The 20,125-nt window shown below is 66.6% G+C and carries 17 protein-coding genes; 8 read left to right on the plus strand and 9 right to left on the minus strand.

Features of this window, described 5'->3' with window-relative positions; genetic code table 11:
* The first annotated feature begins 12 nt into the window (after positions 1 to 12).
* The 3 genes from QFZ54_RS14510 (at position 13) to msrA (ending at position 2,391) form a co-directional block, all read left to right on the plus strand.
* Positions 13 to 1,212, plus strand: a complete 1,200-nt coding sequence (locus QFZ54_RS14510; protein ID WP_307088210.1) for a pyridoxal phosphate-dependent aminotransferase — start codon at positions 13 to 15, stop codon at positions 1,210 to 1,212.
* A gap of 323 nt (positions 1,213 to 1,535) precedes the next feature.
* Positions 1,536 to 1,682, plus strand: coding sequence for a hypothetical protein (locus QFZ54_RS14515; protein WP_307088212.1), 147 nt, complete (start codon positions 1,536 to 1,538; stop codon positions 1,680 to 1,682).
* 49 nt (positions 1,683 to 1,731) lie between these two features.
* Complete coding sequence (gene msrA, locus QFZ54_RS14520; protein ID WP_307088214.1) at positions 1,732 to 2,391, plus strand: peptide-methionine (S)-S-oxide reductase MsrA; 660 nt, start codon at positions 1,732 to 1,734, stop codon at positions 2,389 to 2,391.
* 282 nt (positions 2,392 to 2,673) lie between these two features.
* Here msrA and pdeM read toward each other — a convergent pair whose 3' ends face one another.
* Positions 2,674 to 3,336, minus strand: a complete 663-nt coding sequence (gene pdeM, locus QFZ54_RS14525) for a ligase-associated DNA damage response endonuclease PdeM (protein WP_307088216.1) — start codon at positions 3,334 to 3,336, stop codon at positions 2,674 to 2,676.
* Between the two features lie 169 nt (positions 3,337 to 3,505).
* On the opposite strand from pdeM, the gene QFZ54_RS14530 reads away from it, so the two are divergent.
* Entirely contained in the window at positions 3,506 to 5,512 is a 2,007-nt protein-coding gene (locus QFZ54_RS14530) for a potassium transporter Kup (protein WP_307088218.1), read from the plus strand.
* Between the two features lie 106 nt (positions 5,513 to 5,618).
* Here QFZ54_RS14530 and QFZ54_RS14535 read toward each other — a convergent pair whose 3' ends face one another.
* The 3 genes from QFZ54_RS14535 to QFZ54_RS14545 all read right to left on the minus strand — a co-directional run bounded on the left by QFZ54_RS14535 (position 5,619) and on the right by QFZ54_RS14545 (position 10,899).
* Positions 5,619 to 7,016 carry a M20/M25/M40 family metallo-hydrolase gene (locus QFZ54_RS14535; RefSeq protein WP_307088220.1) on the minus strand — a complete coding sequence of 466 codons (1,398 nt, stop codon included), beginning with the start codon at positions 7,014 to 7,016 and terminating at the stop codon, positions 5,619 to 5,621.
* A gap of 83 nt (positions 7,017 to 7,099) precedes the next feature.
* Positions 7,100 to 7,909: a retroviral-like aspartic protease family protein gene (locus QFZ54_RS14540; protein ID WP_307088222.1), complete on the minus strand. Its 810-nt coding sequence runs from the start codon at positions 7,907 to 7,909 to the stop codon at positions 7,100 to 7,102.
* 545 nt (positions 7,910 to 8,454) lie between these two features.
* Positions 8,455 to 10,899: a ligase-associated DNA damage response DEXH box helicase gene (locus QFZ54_RS14545; protein ID WP_307088224.1), complete on the minus strand. Its 2,445-nt coding sequence runs from the start codon at positions 10,897 to 10,899 to the stop codon at positions 8,455 to 8,457.
* An 81-nt stretch (positions 10,900 to 10,980) separates the two neighbouring features.
* Here QFZ54_RS14545 and QFZ54_RS14550 point away from each other — a divergent pair, with 81 nt between their 5' ends.
* The 3 genes from QFZ54_RS14550 (at position 10,981) to QFZ54_RS14560 (ending at position 14,349) form a co-directional block, all read left to right on the plus strand.
* Complete coding sequence (locus tag QFZ54_RS14550) at positions 10,981 to 11,586, plus strand: hypothetical protein (RefSeq protein WP_307088225.1); 606 nt, start codon at positions 10,981 to 10,983, stop codon at positions 11,584 to 11,586.
* 64 nt (positions 11,587 to 11,650) lie between these two features.
* Entirely contained in the window at positions 11,651 to 12,649 is a 999-nt protein-coding gene (locus tag QFZ54_RS14555) for a ligase-associated DNA damage response exonuclease (RefSeq protein WP_307089485.1), read from the plus strand.
* Positions 12,650 to 12,711: 62 nt separating this feature from the next.
* Positions 12,712 to 14,349, plus strand: a complete 1,638-nt coding sequence (locus QFZ54_RS14560; protein WP_307088227.1) for a S10 family peptidase — start codon at positions 12,712 to 12,714, stop codon at positions 14,347 to 14,349.
* Between the two features lie 120 nt (positions 14,350 to 14,469).
* Here QFZ54_RS14560 and rpoN read toward each other — a convergent pair whose 3' ends face one another.
* The 5 genes from rpoN to QFZ54_RS14585 form a co-directional block, all read right to left on the minus strand.
* Positions 14,470 to 15,981 carry an RNA polymerase factor sigma-54 gene (gene rpoN, locus QFZ54_RS14565; RefSeq protein WP_307088229.1) on the minus strand — a complete coding sequence of 504 codons (1,512 nt, stop codon included), beginning with the start codon at positions 15,979 to 15,981 and terminating at the stop codon, positions 14,470 to 14,472.
* A gap of 141 nt (positions 15,982 to 16,122) precedes the next feature.
* Positions 16,123 to 16,905 carry an LPS export ABC transporter ATP-binding protein gene (lptB, locus tag QFZ54_RS14570; RefSeq protein ID WP_307088231.1) on the minus strand — a complete coding sequence of 261 codons (783 nt, stop codon included), beginning with the start codon at positions 16,903 to 16,905 and terminating at the stop codon, positions 16,123 to 16,125.
* A gap of 128 nt (positions 16,906 to 17,033) precedes the next feature.
* A complete protein-coding gene (locus QFZ54_RS14575) occupies positions 17,034 to 17,597 on the minus strand; it encodes an LptA/OstA family protein (RefSeq protein ID WP_307088233.1) in 564 nt (187 codons plus the stop codon).
* Positions 17,598 to 17,602: 5 nt separating this feature from the next.
* Positions 17,603 to 18,259, minus strand: coding sequence for an LPS export ABC transporter periplasmic protein LptC (gene lptC / locus QFZ54_RS14580; protein ID WP_307088235.1), 657 nt, complete (start codon positions 18,257 to 18,259; stop codon positions 17,603 to 17,605).
* Complete coding sequence (locus QFZ54_RS14585) at positions 18,256 to 18,876, minus strand: ribonuclease D (protein WP_307088237.1); 621 nt, start codon at positions 18,874 to 18,876, stop codon at positions 18,256 to 18,258. Before QFZ54_RS14585 ends, lptC begins: the two co-directional genes overlap by 4 nt.
* A gap of 303 nt (positions 18,877 to 19,179) precedes the next feature.
* On the opposite strand from QFZ54_RS14585, the gene QFZ54_RS14590 reads away from it, so the two are divergent.
* Positions 19,180 to 20,058, plus strand: coding sequence for a cold-shock protein (locus QFZ54_RS14590; protein WP_307088239.1), 879 nt, complete (start codon positions 19,180 to 19,182; stop codon positions 20,056 to 20,058).
* The last annotated feature ends 67 nt before the right edge of the window (positions 20,059 to 20,125 follow it).

Below are 20,125 nucleotides of genomic sequence, written 5' to 3' on the forward strand. Positions count from 1 at the left end.
AAAGGTTACACCATGCACGCATCCGCCGCGCTCGGCCGCATCAGCCCTTCGCCGACGCTCGCGATCACCTCGCGCGTTCTCGAACTGAAGCGCGCAGGCGTCGACGTGATCGGCCTGGGTGCCGGCGAACCCGATTTCGACACGCCCGACTTCGTGAAAGAGGCGGCGATCCAGGCGATCCGCGACGGCAAGACCAAATACACCAACGTCGACGGGACGATCGAGCTGAAGCAGGCGATCGTCGCCAAGTTCGCGCGCGACAACAAGCTCATCTACACGACCGACCAGGTCAGCGTGAACGTCGGCGGCAAGCACACCCTGTTCAACGCGATGGTCGCGACGATCGATCCGGGCGACGAGGTCGTCATCCCCGCGCCGTACTGGGTCAGCTATCCCGACGTCGTGCAGTTCGCCGGCGGCGTGCCGGTGATCGTCAAGGCGGGGCCCGAGGTCGGCTACAAGCTCGATCCTGCCGCACTCGACGCGGCGATCACGCCCAAGACCAAGTGGGTGATCCTCAATTCGCCGTCGAACCCGACCGGCGCCGGCTACACGATCGACGAACTGAAGGCGCTTGGCGCGGTGCTCGCGAAGCACCCGCACGTGTGGATCTTCGCCGACGATATGTACGAGCACATCGTCTATGACGGCTTCAAGTTCGCGACGATCGCCGAGGCATGCCCCGAGCTGTTCGAGCGCACGCTGACCGTCAACGGCTGTTCGAAGGCGTATGCGATGACCGGCTGGCGGATCGGCTATGCGGGCGGCGCGGCGTGGCTGATCAAGGCGATGGCCAAGCTCCAGTCGCAGTCGACGTCGAACCCGTGCTCGATCGCGCAGGCGGCGGCGGTGGCTGCGCTGAACGGTGACCAGTCGTTCCTCGCCGAGCGCAACACCGCGTTCCAGGGGCGTCGCGATCTGGTGGTGGCGATGCTCAACGAGATCGAGGGAATGCACTGCCCGACGCCGGAGGGTGCGTTCTACGTGTACCCGTCGTTCGCGGAGCTGATCGGCAAGACGACGCCGAACGGCCGCCTGATCGATACCGACGAGGCGATGGTCGGCTATCTGCTCGACGATGCCAAGGTGGCGGTGGTGCAGGGTGCGGCGTTCGGGCTTAGCCCCGCGTTCCGGATCAGCTATGCGACGTCGGACGCGCTGTTGCGCGAGGCTTGCACGCGGATCCAGACGGCGTGTGCCGCGCTGAAGTAAGGCAAAGCTGAACGATCCTCTCCCGCAAGGGGGAGGGGCCGCGAAGCGACGGAGGGCCTCCCCCCGTCCGGCAAGAGCCAGCCACCTCCCCCTTGCTGGGGAGGATCGGAAGGGTTGAGCAACATTTGGGACATGCGGCGACATCTTCCGGCAATCCTGTCGGGTGATGCCTGCTGTACGATGAACGCATCGGCCACGGCGCGTTAATCGAGAGTTTCTAAAAACGACATTGTGGTTGGCCGGTATCTCCACGACATGCCGGTACGTAGCTGACGCCGATCCATCCGGTCGGTGTCATCATTTGAATTCATTGGGATCGCATCATGCGCAGTATCGTAAAGTCGAGTTTCTTCTGGCAGTTCAGCGGCGGTTTCGTCCTCGGCGCCATCGGTTTGCTCGCGATGCAGCCTGCGGAAGCCCGCCAGACCTTTGCCAGCCATTTCGAGCACAGCGCGCCCGCCACGCGCTGATCTTGCGCGCGTCTTGGCGAACGATCGGCGCAACACCATGTATACAAACATGAAAAAGCCGCTTCTCGCCACGCTCGCCGCCGTCGGTATTGCCGGTGCGTTCCTGTCCACCGGTACGGCGCAGGGCGCCCGCGCCGTCGTCATCCCCGCCGTCAAGACCGACCTTCCCGCGGCGGCCGGTATCCAGACCGCGGTACTGGCGGGCGGCTGTTTCTGGACGATGGAAGCGGTGTTCGAGCATGTGAAGGGCGTGAAGGCCGTCACGGCGGGCTATGCCGGTGGCACCAAGGCGACCGCGACCTACGATCAGGTGTCCGCCGAAACGACCCGCCATGCCGAAGCGATCAGGATCGCATACGATCCACGCATCGTGAGCTACGGCACTCTGCTGCGCGTGTATTTCTCGATCGCGCACGATCCGACCAGCCTGAACCGGCAGGGGCCGGACAGCGGCACCAGCTATCGCTCGGCGATCTTCTCGCAGTCGCCGGCACAGGCCCAGATCGCGCGGGCGTATATCGCGCAACTGGGGCAGACACGGGCGTTCTCGGGGCCGATCGTGACGAAGCTGGAGACGGGGACGTTCTATGCGGCCGAGGCATATCACCAGAATTTCTACGACCGGAACCCGACGCATCCGTATATCGTGATGTGGGACAAGCCGAAGATGGCTGCGTTTCGCGCGGCGTTTCCGACGATTTCGCGGTGAGGGCTTTACCTTAAGCTGCACCACCCCGGCGGAGGCCGGGGCCCAATTGGAAAGGTGGAAGTAACGGCGGACAAGCCTTCGTTATAGGCCGCTCCCAATTGGGCCCCGGCCTTCGCCGGGGTGGTGAGGCTTTTATCTTCAAATAGTTAGCCACCACCCCGGCGAAGGCCGGGGCCCAGTTGGCAAGGTCGAGGTAACGGCGTGCGGTCCTTTACCAGCAGCCGTCCCCACCTGGGCCCCGGCCTTCGCCGGGGTGGGGTAAATATTTGCTAGGGCTTTCCCTCAGGCCGCGACCGGAAACCGCAGCATTCGGTCGGCTACGGGCACCATCGCCTCGGCCCCGACCCCAACCGCCCGGACGATCTCCGGATGGTCCACGTCCAGCCCTCCGGTCAGCGACCCGAACGCCGGCAATATCAACTTCGTCGCGGTCGCCACGAAACAGCGGCGCGCGACCGACTTCCCCCGCACGCGCAACCGCAGTTTCGGGTGGAAATGCCCCGACAATTCCGGTCGCGTCTCCGACCGGTCGGCTTCGTGGCGCAGTACCAGGCCGTCGACGACGACCTCGTCCACGACCTCCCCACCACATCGATCGAGGATAGCCGGATCGTGATTGCCCGTGATCCAGGTCCAGCGCGTGCCGTCGGTCATCGCGCGCAGCATGTCCTGCGCGCGTTGCGGCAGTCGCTCGCACCCGTCGCTGTCGTGGAAGCTGTCACCCAGGCACCAGACCTCGCGTGCGCCGGTTGCGGTAACCAGCGCGGTGAGATCGGCCAATGTCGCGATCGAATCATAGGGCGGCAGCATCTGGCCGCGCTGGGCGAACCAGCTTGCCTTCTCGAAATGCAGGTCGGCGACCAGCAGCGCACGCCGCTCCGGCCAGAACAGCGCGCCTTGCGCCAACGCCAGAAGCGCATGCCCGCCGAACGAAAAGGGAACCATTTCCTCGCCATGCCGGTGCCCGCCGCGTGAATCAACCCGCCATCGGTTAATCCGGCGTGCGATCCGGCGTCCGATCGGGCACGCCAGCAGGCGCGGGCCGGCGGCACTTGCGCATGCCCCCAATCGGCGTAAAGCGCGCCGTCCCATCAGGAGGAGCGCTCTGCGCGCCATGACGTCCGTAGCCGGAACACCCGAGACCGCACTCGTGCCCGAACACGCTGCCCAGCAGGCGGCGGGGCAGGCGTGCGCGCCGTCGGACCTGTCGGCCGCGCATCTGCATCCGCATCCGGCGCTGGCCGCGCTGACGGTCGGCGCGATCGGCGTGGTGTTCGGCGATATCGGTACCAGTCCGCTCTATGCGTTCCGCGAGGCGCTCGGCCAGTCGTCCGCGGGCGGCATCGATCCGAGCGAGATCCTCGGCGTGCTGAGCCTCGCGCTCTGGTCGCTGTTCCTCGTTGTCACCGTCAAATACGTCATCTTCCTGATGCGTGCGGACAACCAGGGCGAGGGCGGCGTACTGGCGCTGGCCGCGCTCGCCCGTCGCGCGCTCGGCATGCGGTCGAAGGTGGCGATCGTGCTCGGCGCGGCAGGCGCGTCGTTGTTCTACGGCGATGCGATCATCACGCCGGCGCTGTCGGTGCTGTCGGCGATGGAGGGCCTGCGGACGATCCCGAGCGCGGCGCATATCTTCAACGAGGGCGTGGTGCGCGCGCTGACGATCGGCATCCTGATCGCGTTGTTCCTGATTCAGGCGCGCGGGACGGCGCAGGTGTCGAAGCTGTTCGGTCCGGTCTGTATCGTCTGGTTCGTCGCGATCGGCGCGCTGGGGATCTGGCACATCGCCGACGAGCCGTCGATCGTCCGGGTGTTCCTGCCGACCTACGGCGTCTCGTTCCTCGCGACGCACGGCGTCACCGGGCTGTTCGTGCTGGGCGCGGTGTTCCTGACCGTCACCGGTGCCGAGGCGCTGACCGCGGACATGGGGCATTTCGGCAAGCTGCCGATCCGCATCGGCTGGTTCTTCCTCGTCTTCCCGGCGCTGGCACTGAATTATTTGGGGCAGGGGGCGTTCGCCTTGTCGCGGCTCGAGGATGCGGCGGCGCGGGGCGTGCCGTTCGTCAACCAGGACTGGTTCTTCCTGATGGCGCCCGAGCCGTTGCGGCCGGCGCTGATCATCCTGGCGGGGTTCGCGACCGTGATTGCCAGCCAGGCGGTGATCACGGGTGCGTTCTCGTTGACGCAGCAGGCGATCCAGCTCGGGCTGCTGCCGCGGCTGCGTATCCGTCAGACGTCGGCGGTGTTCGCGGGCCAGATCTACCTGCCGGCGATCAACTGGCTGTTGCTGATCGGCGTGCTGGTGCTGGTGATCCAGTTCAAGACGTCGTCGGCGATGGCGGCGGCGTACGGCATCGCGGTCACGGGGACGATGGTCGTCACCACCTTGCTGGCGTATATCGTGGTGCGGCATCGGTGGAACTGGTCGCGCCCGCTGGCGCTGGCGGCGATCCTGCCGTTCCTGACGCTCGACCTGATCTTCTTCGGCGCGAACATCCTGCGCGTGATCGAGGGGGGCTGGGTGCCGCTGGTCATCGCCGCGTCGATCGGGCTGATCATCTTCACCTGGGTGCGCGGCAAGAAGATCGTCAGCGCGTTCGAAAAGCGGCAGAGCATCCCGCTGAGCGACCTCGCCGCCGCGCTGGAGAAGCGTCCGCCCGAGCGCGTGTCGGGGACCGCGGTGTTCCTGACGGCGAACCCGCATGCGACGCCGGGGGCGCTGCTGCACAATCTGAAGCACAACAAGGTGCTGCACGAGCGCAACCTGATCTGCAGCATCCGCACCGCCGACCGGCCGTTCGTGGAGGAGTCCGCGCGCGCGAAGGTGGAGCGGGTGGACGACAATTTCTCGATCGTCGTGCTGACCTATGGGTTCATGGAGTCGCCCGACGTGCCGCGCGATCTGGGCGTTGGGAACAAGACCGAGCAGCTTGGGCTGGATCCGATGCGGACGTCGTTCTTTATCGGGCGCAACACGCTGAAGCCGGATGCGGAGAAGGGGATGCCGCCTTGGCAGGACCGGATCTTCATGTTCCTGCAGCGGAATGCGAGCGACCCGACGGACTTTTTGAGGATTCCGCCGGGGAAGGTGCTTGAGTTGGGCGAGCAGGTCACGGTCTGAACTCAAGGGGCGTTGTGGGGCACGGTTTCGAGCCTCATGCCCCTCTCCCTTCCGTCGCCTTTGGCTCCTCCCTCCCTCTCCCCGGAGGGGAGAGGGATACGGGACATCAGCCGGCGAAGGCCTTTACTAGGTCGAAGAGATAGTCTCGGCCGTCGTAGAGCGACGCTACGCGGATGCGTTCGTTGAGGCCGTGGATGCCGCCCATGTCCTTGTCGATGAAGACGCCCGGCGCGCCGTAGACGGGGATGCCGATCGCTTCGAAGAAGATGCCGTCGGTGGCGCCGGTCGACATCATCGGCAGGATCGGGATGCCGGGGAAGTGCTTGGCCGCGACCTTGGTCACCGGGCCCATGATCTTCGGATCGAGCGTCGGCGGGATCGCGGTGGGGCGGACCGGCTGGTTGGCGGTCACCGTAACCTTCGCGCCGGCCAGTTCCTTCAGCTTGGCCAGCGTGCCGTCCACCGTCTCGCCCGGGAAGATGCGGCAGTTGACGTTCGCGGTCGCGCGCTGCGGTAGTGCGTTCTCCGCATGGCCGGCGTTCAGCAGCGTCGCCACGCAGGTCGTGCGCAGGGTCGAGTGCATCGCCTTGTCGCGGCTGACGATCGCGTCCGCGGTCTTGTCCTCGGGATTGGCGAGCAGCCGCGTGATCGCAGACCCCATCTCGCCCGGCATCGCCTTCGCGCTGGCCGCGAAGAACGCCTTGGTCGTATCGGTGAACTTCACCGGAAACTCGTAGCCCTGCACCGCCTTCACCGCGTCGGCGAGTTCGTAGATCGCGTTCTCGGGGATCGGTTGCGAGCTGTGGCCGCCGGGGTTGGTGGCGAGGAACGTGTAGTTCTGCGCGGCCTTCTCGCCGATCTGGATCGCGAGCAACTGGCGCTTGCCAGTGTCGTCGAGCCGCCCGCCGCCGCCCTCGTTCAGCGCGAACTCCGCCGAGATCAGATCGGGCTTTTCCTTCGCCAGATACTGCGCGCCGTTCCACGCGAAGGTGGTTTCCTCACCGCAGGTCAGCGCTAACTTGATCGCCCGCTTGGGCTTGTAGCCGCCGGTCTTGAAGCGGATCATCGCGTCGGACCAGATCGCCGCCTGCGCCTTGTCGTCGACGGTGCCGCGCGCGTAATAATAGCCGCCTTCCTCGATCAGCTTGAACGGATCGCGCACCCAATCCTCGCGCTTGGCCTCGACCACGTCGAGATGCGCGAGCAACAGCATCGGCTTGAGCGACGCGTCCGAGCCCTTGAGCACCGCGACCAGCCCGCCGTCCTTGGGATGCTCGGGCACCGAGAAATAGGTGATGTCGGCATCGGCATAGCCCGCCGTCTTCAGCCGCGCGCCGATCTGCGCCGCCGCCTGCGTGCAACTGCCGGCGGACAGCGTCGTGTTGGTCTCGACCAGTTCCTTGTAGAGGCCGAGGAACGCCTTCTGGTCGGGCCGCGACTGCGCCTGTGCCGAGATCGGTGTCGTCAGAATCGCCGCCGTAAGCAGCCAGCTAGTCGCGCGCATCGTCGTCCCCCTTGTTTCTGGACGAAGAGTTGCAGCGAACGCGCGCCGACGCAACCTCGACGCCACTGCGCTCAACGCTCCCCTCAGCGCCGGCGCGTTCCGCGGGGCAAGGCGAGCCGCACCTCGCGGTTGGCGAAGTCGATGTCGACGCGCCGGAACAGTTGCAGCACGTCCATTCCGAGCAGCATCGCGGGGCGGTCGGACAAGCCGAACTGGCGGAACGGCGGCGCATCCGCGGTGGTGAACGCCACGGGCAGGTCGCCGAGCGTCAGGCTGCCGATCGAGACCCGGTCGATCGTCGTGTAGTCGGCAACCACGGTTTCGCCGGTGACGCCGGTCAGCGATACGGGTTGCGAGGCCCGTGCGCGGCCCAATGCCTTGCGCGCCACCTTTCGGCGGAGCGCGCCATTGGCCATGCTGACCGAGGTGCCGGTATCAAGGATCACGCGGATGCGGATGCCGTTGCAATAGGCGTCGGTGACGACGAGTTGCCCAAACAGGCTGCGCGCCCGGATGACGATCTCGTCCGGCCCCGCGCGTTCGCGATTCTGTCGCCTGCGCGAGGGGGTGACGGTCATCGTCTTGGTATCGAAGTCGATCGTCACCGCGTGATCCTGCAACGTGTCGATCCCGAGCAGCCCACGTGCACCGAGGTTGATCGCGCTGATCGCGGGCGCCTCGATCGCAGCGCTGCCGATGACGCTGACTTTCAGCGAGGGGATGATGACGGTGCCGATGGCGTCGGATCCGGTCATGCCGGTGACACGGACGGTGCGGCCGGGCGCGAGGCCGAGCGTGGCGGCAAGCTCGCGCGAGATGACGGTGCGCTGCGCGCCGGTGTCGACGACGAAGGGAAATGGTCCCGCGCCGGCGATCGTGACCGGGACGGTCATTCGGGTTTCGTCTTCGGCGAACACGAGTGTCGCGGGGTCGGGCTCTGCTGCGGATGCTGCATTTGGCGAGGGTGCAGCATTTTGTTGCGGGGGGACGGCGTCCTGAGCGGTGGCCTGGGCGGTCGTGGCTAGTAATAGAAGGGCTAGCCACCTGTGCATGCTGCAAATGCTGCGCTCATTCCGGGGTGCGCGCAACTACCGTTGTTAGCGGCGGACGGCCCCTAATGTTATGATGGTTATCGTAAGTTTGTTTCCCCGCAAAGGCGGGGATCCAGACTGGGCTCCCGCCTTCGCGGGAGAACAGGGGGGTGGTGGTTGGGTTGGAACGTCGTTCATTTTCGATCGGGATCGGCATGAGATGCTACCACCCCGGCGGAGGCCGGGGGCCAGATGGAAAGGTGGCAATAATTGCGGGGTGCCCTTCGTTAGCAGCGTTCACCAACTGGGCCCCGGCCTTCGCCGGGGTGGTGCAATCTGTTGAGGGTGCCGTGGTGGCAGGATCCAAGGGATCCGTGGTGGCGGGATTCACGGAGTCCGCGCCCGGCTCAATCCGGCCGCATGGCGTCGGCGATCATTGCTTCCGCCTCGATCAGCAGCGCGTCGTCCGAGGTGTTCGTCGAGATCTTCTCGCGGCCGATCAGCGTCAGCACCGGCACGGCGAGTGGCGTTACGCGCTCCAGGTCGACGTGGACCATCGTTGCCGCCGCGCGGTCGAGTAGTGAGGCGAGTCGTCCGACGTCGGTCATTCGCGCGCGTGCGTCCGCCCAGGCCGCCTCCAGCAGCAGGTGCGTCGGTTCGTATTTTCGCAGCACGTCGTAGATCAGGTCGGTCGAGAAGGTCACCTGCTTGCCGGTCTTGCGCTTGCCGGGATGCTGGCGCTCGACCAGCCCGCCGATCACCGCGACCTCACGGAACGCGCGTTTGAGCAGATGCGATTGCTGCACCCATTCGACGAACTCGTGTTCGAGGATATCCGCGGAGAACAACGCCGCCGGATCGGTGATCTTCTCCAACCCGTACACCGCCAGCGCATAGTCGTTCGCGACGAAGCCGAGCGGTTTTAGCCCCTGCGTCTCCATCCGCCGCGTGATCAGCATGCCGAGCGACTGGTGCGCGTTCCACCCTTCGAAGCTGTACGCGACCATGTAATGCCGCCCCTCGCGCGGGAACGTCTCGACCAGCAGCTGGCCGGGCTCGGGCATCACCGATCGATACGCCTGCATCTCCAGCCATTCGCGGACGTCGTCGGGGAAACGCGCCCAGTCGCCGGGATGCGCGAGGAACCCGCGGACGCGGTCGGCGAGGTTGGTCGACAGCGGCATCCGGCTGCCCCCGTAAGTCGGAATCCGCGCCGGCTTCGACGTCGCGCGGACGACCAGATCCTCGAGGTCGATCTTCATCACCTCCAGGCTCAATCCGGCGAAGAAGAACGTGTCGCCGTGGCTCAACTGCGCGGCGAACGCCTCCTCGACGCGGCCAAGCACGCGGCCATTGCCGAACCGCACGTTGAGCATCGTCGCCTCCACGATGATGCCTGCGTTCAGCCGGTGCTGGCCGATGAATTTGGGATGGCTGACGCGCCACGTGCCGTCCGGATCCTTGGTCAGCCGCTTGAAGCGGTCATAGGCCTTGAGCGAATAGCCGCCGTCGCTGATGAAGTGCAGCACGCGCTCGAACGTCTCGGTCGGGAGCGCGGAATAGGGGAGCGCGGAGCGGATCTCGTCGAGCAGGTCCGCCTCGCGGAACGGCGCGGCGCACGCGCAGGCCATCATGTGCTGCGCCAGCACGTCGAGCGCGCCGACGCGGAAGATGTCCGAATCGAGTTCGCCCACCTCGACCGCGTCGAGCGCCGCGCGTGCCTCCAGATATTCGAAGCGATTGCCCGGCACGATGATCGCCTCGGACGATTCGTCGAGCCGGTGGTTGGCGCGGCCGATCCGTTGCAACAGCCGCGACGACCCCTTTGGCGCGCCCATCTGGATCACGCAGTCGACATTGCCCCAGTCGACGCCGAGATCGAGGCTGGAAGTGGCGACCAGCGCGCGGAGTTTCCCCTCGGCCATCGCGTTCTCGACCTTGCGCCGCGCCTCCTTGGCGAGGCTGCCGTGGTGGACGCCGATCGGCAGGTTGTTCGCGTTCACCTTCCACAGATCCTGGAAGATCAGCTCGGCGAGGCTGCGCGTGTTGCAGAACACGATCGAGGTCTCGTGCGCCTCGATCTCCCCCATCACCTGCGCGGCGGCATAGCGGCCCGAATGCCCCGACCACGGGACGCGCCCCTCGGGCAGCAGGATCGCGATGTTGGGATCCGCGCCGGGTTCGCCGCGGACCATCGCGACCTGGTCGATGTCGCCATCGGGCGCGAGCCACGCGCGATAGCCGTCCGCATCCGCGACCGTCGCCGACAGCGCGACGCGACGCATCCCCGGCGAAATCTTTTGCAGGCGCGCCATGCAGAGCGAGAGCAGGTCGCCGCGCTTGCCGGTGGCGAAGGCGTGGACCTCGTCGACGACGATCGTGCGGAGGGTGTCGAACATCGTGATGCTGTCGGGATAGCTCAGGAGCAGCGACAGCGATTCGGGGGTGGTCAGCAGAATCTGTGGCGGCTTGATCCGCTGCCGCGCCTTCCGGTCTGAGGGCGTGTCGCCGGTGCGGGTCTCGACGCGGATGTCGACGCCCATCTCGTCGATCGGCGTCAGCAGGTTACGCTGTACGTCGACCGCGAGCGCTTTCAGCGGCGAGACGTAGAGCGTGTGGAGGCCGCCCCCTCCTTTGGCGGTCGGCGCCTCGATCAGTTCGGCGAGCGTGGGCAGGAACCCGGCGAGCGTCTTGCCCGCGCCGGTCGCCGCCACGAGCAGGGCATGATGCCCCGCACGTCCTTCGGCGAGCATCTCGCGCTGATGCCTGCGCGGCCGCCAACCGCGCGACGCGAACCAGTTTTCGAGGGGAGGGGGGAGGTCGCTCACGGCCTGTTCACGCATCATCGCCATATGGGGGCGTTGCGCCGCACCGCTATGGACGCGGCGCAAACCGGCGGCACACTGCCAAGCCTCTCTTGTGAAAGACGATCGGTGACGCTTCTTCGCTTTTTGCTGCCACTGCCACTGCTCGCTTTTCTTCCCTTCGCCAACGCCAGCGCCGCAACAAAATCCTTCCTCGGCGCAGGCGGCACGGTGCGGCTGTCCTATGCGTCGGCACTGACCCCGACCCGCAATTTCGCCGGGCGACCGCTGATGAACAGCGGTTGGCGGCAGGTGTGGGACGGTAGCCCGATCGGTCGCGGCGTCGGCATCGTCCGCTTCTGGCAGGTCGCCAAGCCGAGCGATGGCCAGGGACAGGTGACCGAGATCGTCCAGGTCGGTTTCAGCCGCAGCGCCGCGGTCGTCGCGACCTGCGGCACGGCGGGACTGAAGTCGGGCAGCGGGCGCAGGCTGCCCGACCGGATGATCGGGGGGCATCGCTGGACGGTGTATTCGAACGGCGACGCGGGGATGAGCCAGCAGGTCCGCGCGACCAACCTGCGGACGGTCGTGAACGGCACCTGCTATACGATCGACCGCGTCACCTATTCGGTCAAGGCGGCCGGGCCGCCTGCGCGCAATGCGCCGGCCCAGGCGATCGCGGCGGCTCGGATGGATGCGATCGTGGCGACGGTGAAGGTCGGGGGGCGGCGGTAGGCTGGGCGCAGTAGGGCAGTAGGGGCGCGTGGCACCGCGCTCGCGGGTCGCGCGTTATCAGCCCATGGCAAAACTCGGCGACTGGCTCGAACCGCATCCGCACGGCATCCTCGTCAAGCCGATTGACGCGTGGATCGACCCGTCGATTCCGACCGCGAAGGCGCTCGTGACGCACGGGCATGCCGATCACGCGCGCGGGGGGCACGAGGCGGTGTGGGCTACGCCGGAGACGCTGGCGATCATGGACGCGCGCTATGGTCCGCAAGCCGGCAACCCGGTCGCGTACGGCGAGACGATCCGGATGGGAGAGGTGGATATCGGCTTCGTCCCTGCCGGCCACGTGCTTGGGTCCGCGCAGATCGTGCTCGATTATCGCGGCGAGCGGATCGTCGTTTCGGGGGACTATAAGCGCCGCGCGGACCCGACCTGCACGCCGTTCGAGCCCGTCAAATGCGACGTCTTCATCACCGAGGCGACCTTTGGCCTGCCGGTGTTTCGCCACCCCGATACCGGCGACGAGATCGACAAGTTGATCGCCGCCCTTCGCGCCAACCCGGATCGTTGCGTGGTCGTTGGCGCCTATGCGTTGGGCAAGGCGCAGCGGGTGATCGCCGAATTGCGCGAGCGTGGGCATGAGGCGCCGATCTACATCCACGGCGCGCTGCAAAAGCTGTGCGACCTGTATGCGGAGCACGGCGTGCGGCTCGGCGAACTGCTGCCGGTGGCCGACGCGAAGAAGGCGGACATGGCGGGGCATGTCGTGATGTGCCCGCCGGGGGCGCTCAACGATCGCTGGTCGCGGCGGCTGCCCGATCCGATCACCGCGATGGCGAGCGGGTGGATGCGGGTAAGGGGGCGGGCGCGGCAGAAGAACGTCGAGCTGCCGCTGATCCTGAGCGATCATGCCGATTGGGACGAACTCACCACGACGCTGACCGAGATCGCGCCGCAGGAGGTGTGGGTCACGCACGGGCGCGAGGATGCGCTGGTCCATTGGTGCATGACCCGCCAGATCAAGGCGCGCGCGCTGGCGCTGGTCGGGTTCGAGGACGAGGACGACTGAGGCCTTGCGCTTTGTGGAGGCTGCGGCAGGATAGGCCATTGCCCCTGTCGCAAGGATATTCCGTGGCCCGTTCGACCAAGTTCGTTGCTCTGGTATTAGCGCTCTCGACCACCGCCACCGCGCAGGATGCGCCGAAGAAGGACAAGGCTGAGACCAACGCGGAGCGAATGAAGGCCGAGGCGGAGGCGGATTACGCCAACGCGCCGGTCGCCGAGCAGGAGGTCAAGTCGAAGGGCCGCGTCACCGTCGGCGGCAAGTCGCTCGGCTATACCGCGACCGTCGGCACGCTGACCTTGCGCGATACCGAGGGCAAGCCGACCGCCAGTCTGTTCTACACCGGCTACACGCTCGACGGGGTGAAGCCTGGCAGCAAGCGCCCGGTGACGTTCTTCTATAATGGCGGGCCGGGCAGCCCGAGCTTCTGGCTGCACATGGGCTCGTTCGCGCCGGTCCGGCTGCGCACCGCCAACCCCGAATACATCAGGCCCGCGCCGTACGACTTCGGTCCCAACCCCGACACGCTGCTCGACAAGACCGACATGGTGTTCATCGATGCGGTCGGGACCGGCTATTCGCGGCCGCTCGGCGATACCAAGCCGTCGGCCTTCTACGGCGTCGACGAGGATGCCGACGCGTTCGCCAAGGGCATCCTGCGCTACGCCACCAAATATGGCCGCTGGAACAGCCCGAAGTTCCTGTTCGGCGAGAGCTATGGCACCACCCGCTCGGGCGCGCTGGCGTATCAGTTGCAGGATCGGGGAATGGCGCTGAACGGCGTCGTGCTGCTGTCGTCGATCATGAACTACGGGTATCGACAGCCGGGGCTCGACGAGATCTACCTCAACTATTTGCCGAGCTATGCGGCGAGCGCGTGGTACCACAACCGCCTGCAGAACCGCCCCGCCGACGTCGCCACGATCGTCGCCGAGGCGCGGGCGTTCGCGACCGGGCCCTACGCGGCGGCGCTGTCGAAGGGGCAGACGATTTCGGACGCGGAACGCGATACGGTCGCCACCCGGATGAGCCAGCTGATCGGTATCTCGCCCGATTTCATCAAGCGCGCCAACCTCCGCATCGACCTCGCCCGCTTCCAGAAGGAGCTTTTGCGCGACCAGCGGCTGACGCTCGGGCGGTTCGATTCGCGCTATACCGGCATCGACAGCGATGCGGCGGGGGAGCGGCCAGAGACCGACGCGTCCGACACCGCGATCGCCGGTGCATTCATCGCGACGTTCAACGATTACGTGACGCACACGCTCGGCTACAAGACCGAGATGCCGTATCGCCTCAGCGCGCGCGATGCGCCCGGCTGGACGTGGAACTGGAAGCATGATGCGCCGGGCCGTGGCGGCCAGTCGCAGAACAATCCGAACACCGCGGTCGATCTGGCCGCGGCGATGCGCGAGAATCCGTATCTCAACGTGCTGTCGATGAATGGCTATTACGACATGGCGACGCCGTTCTTCGGGACCGAGAACGATCTGGGGCACATGATGCTCGATCCCGCGCGGCAGCGGAATCTGGCGTTTCGCTACTATCCGGCGGGGCACATGACGTATCTCAATCCAGAGGCCCTGCATCAGATGAAGGCGGATCTGGCGTCCTGGTATGATCAGGCGGTGGGCGAGGCGCGGAGTGCGACGCCGCCGGGTGGGGCGAGCGTGTCGGGTGCGGTGGGTTCGGGGCAGGTGCCGAACTAATCTTGCTCCCCTCCCTGGAAGGGAGGGGCTGGGGGTGGGTAGGCCCGCTCAAGCCACCACCGTGCGATCAAGCGGAACCCGACCCACCCCAACCCCTCCCTTCCAGGGAGGGGCAAGCAATTACCGAACCCCCTCCAGCGCCTTCGCCCGCCGGCGTTGTACCGAACTTCCTATCCCCAGTGCTTCGCGGTACTTGGCCACGGTCCTGCGTGCGATGTCGAAGCCTTTGGCGTTTAGCAGGTCGACCAGCGTGTCATCGGACAGGATCTTCGTCCCCTCGGTGTCGATCAGGGCGCGGATCGCGGACTTCACCGCCTGCGCCGATACCGCCTCGCCGCCGTCCGCGGACTGGATCGCGCTCGTGAAGAAGTATTTCAGCTCGTAAAGGCCGCGCGCGCAAGAGACGTATTTGTTGCTCGTCACGCGGCTGACGGTCGATTCGTGCATCTCGATCGCGTCCGCCACCTGGCGCAGCGTCAGGGGCCGCAAGTGCGCGACGCCCTTCAGGAAGAACGCCTCCTGTTGCTTCACGATCTCGGTCGCGACCTTGATGATCGTCCGCTGGCGCTGGTCGAGCGCTTTCACCAGCCAGTTCGCGCTGGCGAGGCAATCGCTCAGCCAGGCCTTCGAGGCCTTGTCCTGCTGCCCGCCCGACAGCTCGGTGTAATAGCTGCGGTTGACGAGTACGCGGGGCAGGGTGGTGGCGTTGATCTCGATCGCCCAGCCGGCTTTCGTACCATTGCTGATTCGGGCCACGAAAAGGTCCGGCGTCACCGACTGCGACGGCTCGCCGCCGTAGCGACAGCCGGGTTTCGGATCATAGCCGCGCAGTTCGCGGATCATGTCGGCCATGTCCTCGTCGTCGACGTTGCACATGCGTTTGAGCCGGGTGAGTTCGCCCCGCGCGAGCAGGTCGAGATTGTCGATCAGCTGCGCCATGCAGGGGTCGTAGCGGTCGGCTTCCTTGGCCTGCAGCGTCAGGCACTCGGCAAGATCGCGCGCGCCGACGCCGGTCGGGTCGAAGGTCTGGATCGTCGCCAGCACGGCCTCGACGCGGACCAGCGGCACGCCGAGCCGGTTGGCGATGTCGAGCAGCGACACGGTGAGATAGCCGGTCTCGTCGATCTGATCGATCAGGTGCGCGGCGATGAACGCATCCTCGCGGGGGATTGCGGGCCCGGCCTGTGCGAGCAGGTGGTCGGCAAGGCTGAGGCTGGTATCGGCGAACGCGTCGAGATCGGGGCCGTCCTCGCCGCCCGCCCCGCCCGCACTCGCGCCGGTCATCGACAGTGCGCCGTCCATCCCGCTGCCGCCGTCGGCGACGCTGTCCTGCTGGTGGCTTTCGGTGGCGTAGTCGACGTCGAGCGTCGGTTCGTCGCCTGCTCCGGTGCCGGAAACGAGTTCGTCGGCGGCGACGCGTTCGTCGCGGGCTTCGGGGACGGGTTCGCGGTCGGGGGCGTCACTGTCCTCGGCGGCGCTGGCTTCGAGTAGCGGGTTGCGCTCGACCTCCTCCGCGATGAACCCCTCGATCTCCAGGTTCGACAGCGCGAGCAGCTTGATCGCCTGCTGGAGCTGCGGGGTCATCACCAGCGATTGCGACTGGCGGATGTCCAGGCGAGGGGCGAGGCTCATGCCACTTCACCCGTTCGTGCTGAGCCCTTCGGCAAGCTCAGGATAAACTCCGGCGTATCTCGCCGCAGTCGAAGCACCTGCTCGCGCGGCGGCCCTTCGACTTCGCTCAGGGCGAACGGAGAAAGGGGCGTATCCATCGGCTTAAAGCGAGAAGCCTTCGCCGAGGTAAAGCCGCCGGACGTTGGCATCTGCGACCAGTTCGGCGGGCGAGCCCGAGAACAGCACGCGGCCGTCGTAGATGATGTAGGCGCGGTCGACGATTTCCAGCGTCTCGCGGACGTTGTGGTCGGTGATCAGCACGCCGATGTCGCGGCGTTTGAGGTCCTTCACCAGATCGCGGATGTCGGCGATCGAGATCGGATCGATGCCCGCGAACGGCTCGTCGAGCAGCATGATCGACGGGTCCGCCGCGAGCGCGCGGGCGATCTCGGCGCGACGCCGCTCGCCGCCCGACAGCGCCATCGCCGGGGCCGTGCGGAGGCGGGTCAACCCGAATTCCTCGAGCAGCGTGTCGAGCTTCCGCTGGCGCGCCGCCTTGTCCGGTTCGGACAGTTCGAGCACGGTCAGGATGTTCTTCTCGATCGTCAGGCCGCGGAAGATCGACGTCTCCTGCGGCAGATAGCCGAGGCCGAGGATCGCGCGCCGGTACATCGGCAGCTTCGTGATGTCCTCGCCGTCGAGCATGATGCGGCCCGAGTCGGGCTTCACCAAGCCCATCACCGAGTAGAAGCACGTCGTCTTGCCCGCGCCGTTGGGCCCGAGCAGGCCGACGACTTCGCCGCGCCCGACCGAGACCGACACGTCGGTCAGAACGACGCGCTTGTCGTAGGATTTCGCGATCGAGACGACCTGGAGCCCGTTGCTCACCGGCGGCTCGGAAATCGGCTCTACGTCCTCGATTGGGGGCAGCGTGGTGGCGTCCATGGGATCAGGCCCTCGCAAAAGTCAGCCGCCGAACGCTCGGCGTGATGGTGTCGCCAAACCTGGGGGGTTTGGCAGGAAACATGCAGGAGCGCGCCGCCGGAGGGAAGCCCCTGCGGTACGCTCGCGCGTCAGTTGCGCTTGGGGACCGAGAAGGTGCCGGTCACGCGACCGCCGGTCTGCGTGACGGTGCCACCGTTCGCGGTCGATCCGCTCGCGCTGCCCCCCGCGACCGACGACCCGTCGATGACCGAACGTCCGGTGTCGAGGTTCATCGTCAGGCGCCCGCCGTTCACGGTGTTGCCGGCTTGCGTCAACGTAACCGCGCCGAGCATCGTGATGACGCGGCGGTTAAGGTCGTAGATCGCATACTGGCTGCGCGCCGTCTGGTCGGGACGCTTGACGATCACGCCGCCTGACGCGTCGAGCCGCGAGACCTGCGGGTTTCCGCCGATCACCTGGCCGGTATAGGCGACCGTCATCCGCGCCGAATTGAGCGTCATCTCGGCCTGCTTGACCGCGACGTTGCCCGACAGGATGGCGCGGTTCGCCTTGTCCTGAAGCTCGATATGATCCGCGCCGAAATCGATCGGGGCGTTGGAATTGTGCGACTGCTGCGCGACCGCGGTCGTGGAGAGCAGGACGGCGGAGATCCCGATAAGGATCCGGCCGGCGAAGATAGGGGAAGCGCGCATGGCGGCTATTTCGGCCCTCTGGGGATGATCCGCAAGCGGGCATTGCCGTCAAGCGTAACAGTGCGCTCCTCGAGGTTGGCGCGCAGCTTGTTCGCGCTGAACGTCCCCTGCTGGACGGTGCCGGTCGCAGCGCCACCGCTTTCGAGCGTGCGCGCTTTCATGTCGATCGTCGCGTTGGTGGTCTTCAGGTCGTAGCCACCCGCCGCGGTGGCGTTGAGCGGACCGAACAGCTGCACCTTCTCAGTGTCCATGTCGTAGCGGCCGGTGTTCGCCTTGATGTTGGCGGGGCCGTCGGTCAGCTGGATCTGTGCCGCGAGCTGGTTGAGCTGGACGATCGGCTCGGCCGAGCTCTTCTGGATCGCGGACTGGGCGTCGAGCGTGAAGGACTGGCCCTTGCTGTCCTCGCCGCGATAGCGTGCCGCCTGGATCTTCATCCGCTCCTGCGCGACGTCGACCTTGTTCTTGTCGAGCAGAAACGACACGTCGCCGCCCGCGGTCAGCGGCGCCATTACCAGGAACGCCGCCAGCACGCCGATCGCGGTCGGCAGCGCGACGCGGGCGATCGCCACGAAACGATCGTGGCTGCCGCCGGGCGCGGCCCAGTCCTGCCGCGCGGTGCGTGCGCGACGAGCGATTGGGGAGGGCGGCGGCATCTGGGTCATGCGTGGGCGAAGATGTCGATTTCGGGCCAGCCGGCGAGATCGAGCGCGGCGCGAGTCGGCAGGAAGTCGAAGCAGGCCTGTGCCAGCTCCATCCGGCCTTCGCGAATCAGGCGCTTGTCGAGTTCGGTGCGCAACCGGTGGAGGAAGCGGACGTCGGACGCGGCATAATCCTTCTGCGCGTCGGACAGTTCGGGGCTGCCCCAGTCGGACGATTGCTGCTGCTTCGAGATATCCTGGCCGAGCAGTTCGCGGACCAGCTCCTTCAGGCCGTGGCGATCGGTGTAGGTCCGCACCAGACGCGACGCGATCTTGGTGCAATAGACCGGCGCGGCGACGACGCCGAGGTAATGCTGGACCGCGGCGATATCGAATCGGCCGAAATGATAGAGCTTCACGCGTGCCGGATCGGCCAGCAGCGCCTTCAAATTGGGCGCGTCGTAGCCGGCACCGGCGGCGAATCGGACGAGGTGTTCGTCGGGGCCGCCATCCGAGAGCTGGACGAGGCACAGCCGGTCGCGCGGCGTGATGAGCCCCATCGTCTCGGTATCGACGGCGATCGCGGCGCCGCCTGCGAACAGATCGGCGGGGATGTCGCCTTCGTGGAGATAAACTGTCATGCCGGGGGCCGTAGCCGCCTGCGGCTGAACGCTCAATGGCCGTAAGGGCAGCCACGCGCGGAATCGGGCGATAAGATGGCGTTTGCGGTGGCGGTGCGACGAGCCGTGGCTCAGGAGCGACACTTGCATCAGTATCGGTCCTTATCGCGGCCCGATACGTCAGAATCTATTCGCGACGGCTTGTATTTTGCGCTAAGGGTCCCCTCAAGGCGCAAAAGGTTTCGCGCTGGAAAACCTGCGTTCGTCGTCCGGCACAAGGGTTTTGAGAAATTTGCGGGCGAACCGGGAAGACGAACAGAGCTTATGGGTTTCGATAAAGGTGGCCGCGGGAACCGTGGCGGGCGTGGCCGCGACAAGCGCGACAGCTTCGGCGGCGGCGACAACGAGTTCGGCGGCGGCAGCAGCTTTGGTGGCGGCGGCGACCGGTTCGGCGGCGGCGGCGGCGGCGGCAGCAGCTATGGCGGCGGCGGCGGTGGTTCGAGCTACGGCGGCGGCGGTGGCAGCAGCTACGGCGGCGGCAGCAGCTTCGGTGGCGGCAGCGGCGGCGGCGGCGGTGGTTACCGCGGCGGCGGCGGTGGCGGCGGCTTCTCGGGCGGTGGCGGTGGCGGCGGCGGCGGTGGTCGCGGCATGCCTCCCCAGGTCGTCGGCGAAGGCACTGGCGTCGTAAAGTTCTTCAACGCGCAGAAGGGCTTCGGCTTCGTCGTTCGCGATGACGGCGGCGAGGACGTGTTCGTCCACATCAGCGCAGTCGAGCAGGCCGGCATGGTCGCGCTCGCCGAGGGTCAGCCGCTCGGCTTCACGCTCGTCGATCGCGGTGGCCGTATCTCGGCGACCGACCTGAAGATCGACGGCGAGCCGATGGCTGTCACCGATCGCGGCCCGCCGCGTGACCGTGATGCCGGCCCGGGCGCGCCCCGCGGTGGCGACCGTGACGGTGGTGCAGGTGGCGCACAGCGTCAGCTCACCGGCGAGAAGGCGACCGGTACGGTCAAGTTCTTCAACGCGATGAAGGGCTTCGGCTTCATTCAGCGCGACGACGGACAGCCTGACGCATTCGTCCACATCTCGGCCGTGGAACGCGCCGGCATGGCGACGCTGAACGAGGGCGACAAGCTCGAGTTCGAGCTCGAGGTCGATCGTCGCGGCAAGTACGCAGCGGTGAACCTGAGCGCAGGCGGCTGATTCAGCTGACTGGTCCGACCGTGTTCGGTAGGATGATGATTGCGGCCGGTCTCGCTTTGGCGGGGCC

This window comes from Sphingomonas faeni, from assembly GCF_030817315.1.
GTDB classification, from domain to species: domain Bacteria; phylum Pseudomonadota; class Alphaproteobacteria; order Sphingomonadales; family Sphingomonadaceae; genus Sphingomonas; species Sphingomonas faeni_C.